At 54.2% G+C, this 3,815-nt stretch carries 3 protein-coding genes; 2 read left to right on the top strand and 1 reads right to left on the bottom strand.

The annotated features are described in order from the left end of the window. The first annotated feature begins 215 nt into the window (after positions 1-215). Positions 216-1,037, top strand: a complete 822-nt coding sequence (locus AC4GMC_RS17570; protein WP_487878182.1) for an ABC transporter permease — start codon at positions 216-218, stop codon at positions 1,035-1,037. Here the strand turns inward: AC4GMC_RS17570 and AC4GMC_RS17575 are convergent. After that, positions 1,034-1,663 (bottom strand): alpha-ketoglutarate-dependent dioxygenase AlkB family protein, encoded by a 630-nt coding sequence (locus AC4GMC_RS17575; RefSeq protein ID WP_487878181.1) that lies wholly within the window; start codon positions 1,661-1,663, stop codon positions 1,034-1,036. The two genes, AC4GMC_RS17570 and AC4GMC_RS17575, sit on opposite strands and share 4 nt — an antisense overlap. Before the next feature lie 228 nt (positions 1,664-1,891). Here AC4GMC_RS17575 and dnaK point away from each other — a divergent pair, with 228 nt between their 5' ends. Continuing rightward, a complete protein-coding gene (gene dnaK, locus AC4GMC_RS17580; protein ID WP_487879096.1) occupies positions 1,892-3,814 on the top strand; it encodes a molecular chaperone DnaK in 1,923 nt (640 codons plus the stop codon). Position 3,815: the final 1 nt, after the last annotated feature.

Consider the following 3,815-nt stretch of genomic DNA (forward strand, 5'->3'; position numbering starts at 1 on the left):
TCAGATTTTGTTTTCACTTCAAAGGTATCTGATTCGTACACGTCCATAATGACGGCACCAGCTTGCAGCGCGAGTTTCCTCATAGCGACCATCATTTGGTCAAAATCCATCTCTAGGCCTTTCTCTAAACCGCTTCTGCGGACGTTCATTTAATCTTGACGGTGTTTAGCGTAGGCTACCACCCAAGCCAAACTGCAAACGGACGCAAGGCGCCCATGTTCACGCACTCTCGCAAGACCTCATCACCTGCTGCGGCGCTCCAGATTCTGGAGTTGGTTTACCATGCGACCGTCGCCAAGGTACGAAGTTCTCATGGCAATGCGCTGATCGGCCTCGGCATCGAGATTTTGCAAACCATCATCTTTTTGGTCGCTTTCTATTTGATGTTCACCGTTTTGGGCATGACTGGCAATGCAATCCGGGGCGATTTCCTGCTGTACTTAATGACAGGCATTTTTCTGTTCCTGACACACACCAAGGCAATGGGCGCAATCCTCAGCTCAGAGGGACCTACCGCCCCGATGATGAAACATGCGCCGATGAACACGATCGTCTCGATCTGCTCGGCTGCGCTATCGTCACTTTACTTACAGATGCTCTCAATGGCGGTCGTGATGTTCGGTATTCACACATTGTTCAATCCGCTCGACATTTATGACCCGATCAGTGCGTGGCTCATGTTTATGCTGGCTTGGGGCTCTGGTGTCGCGATTGGCATGTGCCTTCTGGCGACCAAGCCATGGGCACCCAATTTCGTGATGATCCTGAATACGGTTTATGCCCGGCTTAACATGATCGCGTCCGGGCAGATGTTTGTTGCGAACACCCTGCCCGGCTTCATGGTCAGCTGGTTTAGTTGGAACCCACTTTTTCACGCGATTGATCAGGCGCGCGGATACACGTTTATTAACTATGAACCGCACTTCACCAATTGGCAGTACCCGCTGTATTTCACTCTAGCGTTTGTTTTGCTTGGGTTGATGGGCGACTTTTTCACACGGCGTCATGTCTCCGTGAGCTGGTCTGCCGCGCGCTAAGTAACTACCCTTAGGGTCAAGTTAATGCGCCCGCCTCTCGGCAATAACGTTGAGGTATGCGGCGCGATCCGATCGATACCGTGATACGCCAACCTTGCGTCTCCGGACATCACACATACGTCGCCGGAATGCAGCCAAATGCTTTCGGTTGACCCGCCCCGCGTTGTATTGCCCACTCGGAACAACGCGTCATCCCCCAGTGAAATCGAAACAACGGGCTCATTCAAATCCGCTTCATCGCGATCTTGATGCAGGCCCATACGCGCATCACCATCATAAAAATTCACCAAGCAACACTCGGGCCGATGCGAGGACCCCGATATTTCGTCCCAGATCTGCATAACAGACGCAGGGATCTCCGGCCAAGGTGAACCCAAAGGATGGCGGCGTACGTAGCGGTACCCTTTTTGATCCGAATACCAACCAAATTTACCCGCTGCGGTCATTCGCACGGACATTTCTTTGCCCGCCCGCGTCTTGGGGCGGAACAAGGGCGCACTGCGCGTTATGTCCCGAATATCGTCCAAAAGTGCCATTTGGGATGGGCCAAGCAAAAAATGCTCATACACATCAATGCCACGCACGCTAATCGTCGGGCTGTATGTTGGGCGGACCAAAACACTCATGAACTATACATGGGGTGAAATGACTCGAATTCCATGCATTTTTAAGTGCCAGTCGATCATTCTGATCGTCTCGGACGCTTGCGGCAGGCCCAACACGTCCTTATATACCCTGCGAAGCGCGGGATGAGCCACATTTTCGTGAACCCGTTTCGCGTTCGGGATCATGGGGAAGGGGCTGAAAACAGACCTGCTCCGAATTGTATCGCCTAAGTAAGAAGGAATTGTCCTATGGCAAAAGTCATTGGTATCGACCTCGGGACCACGAACTCCTGCGTCGCAATCATGGACGGCTCCCAGCCTCGCGTTATTGAGAACGCGGAAGGGGCCCGTACTACACCCTCCATCGTCGGCTTCACCGAAAGTGAACGCCTTGTCGGTCAGCCCGCCAAGCGCCAGGCCGTGACGAACCCAGAAAACACCGTGTTTGGTGTGAAGCGTCTGATCGGCCGTCGTGTCGATGACGAACATCTGGCAAAAGACAAAAAGAATATGCCCTTTGCTGTCGTGAACGGCGGCAACGGCGACGCATGGGTTGAAATCCGCGGTGAGAAATTCTCCCCGTCGCAAGTTTCCGCACTCATCCTGCAAAAGATGAAGGAAACCGCGGAGAGCTACCTTGGCGAAGAAGTAACACAGGCCGTTATCACCGTGCCCGCGTACTTCAACGACGCACAGCGTCAGGCAACAAAAGACGCCGGCAAGATTGCTGGCCTCGAAGTGCTGCGCATCATCAACGAGCCGACAGCCGCCGCATTGGCCTATGGTCTCGACAAAAAAGAAACACGAACCATCGCGGTCTATGACCTTGGTGGCGGTACATTCGACGTAACCATCCTCGAAATCGATGACGGCCTGTTCGAAGTGAAATCCACCAACGGGGACACATTCCTCGGCGGTGAAGACTTTGACATGCGTATCGTGAATTACCTCGCGGATGCGTTCAAAAAAGAGAACCAAGTTGACCTGACGCAGGACAAAATGGCTCTGCAGCGCCTTAAGGAAGCTGCCGAAAAAGCCAAGATTGAACTGTCGAGCGCCAACCAAACCGAGATCAACCAGCCCTTCATCTCGATGGGTGCAAACGGCCAGCCGCTGCACCTTGTGATGAAACTGACCCGCGCCAAGCTGGAAAGCCTGGTCGGTGATCTGATCAAAGCATCGATGAAGCCTTGCGCCGCCGCGTTGAAAGACGCCGGTATCTCCAAGGATGAGATCGACGAAGTGGTACTGGTCGGCGGCATGACCCGTATGCCCAAAGTCATCGAAGAGGTGTCTAAGTTCTTCGGCAAAGAGCCACACAAAGGTGTGAACCCTGATGAAGTTGTCGCCATGGGCGCTGCCATTCAGGCTGGCGTTCTTCAGGGCGACGTCAAAGACGTGGTTCTGCTGGACGTGACACCATTGTCGTTGGGCATCGAGACACTGGGTGGCGTGTTTACCCGCCTGATCGACCGCAACACGACGATCCCGACCAAGAAATCGCAGGTCTTCTCGACCGCTGAGGATAACCAGAACGCTGTAACCATCCGTTGTTTCCAAGGGGAACGTGAGATGGCTGCGGACAACAAAATCCTCGGTCAGTTCAACCTAGAAGACATCCCGCCTGCGCCACGCGGCCTGCCGCAGATCGAAGTCACATTTGACATCGACGCAAACGGCATCGTCTCTGTGTCCGCTAAGGACAAGGGCACCGGCAAAGAGCAAAAGATCACGATCCAAGCTTCTGGCGGTCTCTCGGACGAGGACATCGAGCAAATGGTGAAGGATGCCGAGGCAAATGCCGAGGCCGACAAAGATCGCCGCGAGCTGGTAGAAGCCCGGAACCAGGCCGAAAGCCTGATCCACTCTACCGAAAAGTCTATCGAGGAACATTCCGACAAGGTCGACCCCACAACCGTGGAAGCGATCGAATTGGCAGTTGCCGCTCTGCGCGACGACCTTGAGGACGAAAAAGCCGCAGCATCCAAGATCAAAGGAGGCATCCAAAACGTAACGGAAGCCGCCATGAAGCTGGGTGAAGCGATCTACAAGGCGCAAGCCGATGCCGAAGGTGGCGAGACCGAGCAATCCCCCGCAGATGCGGATGGTGGCCCGGATGAAGAAATCCTCGACGCTGATTTCGAGGACCTCGACGACGACAAACGGGCCTAAG

This window comes from Thalassobacter sp., from assembly GCF_982993085.1.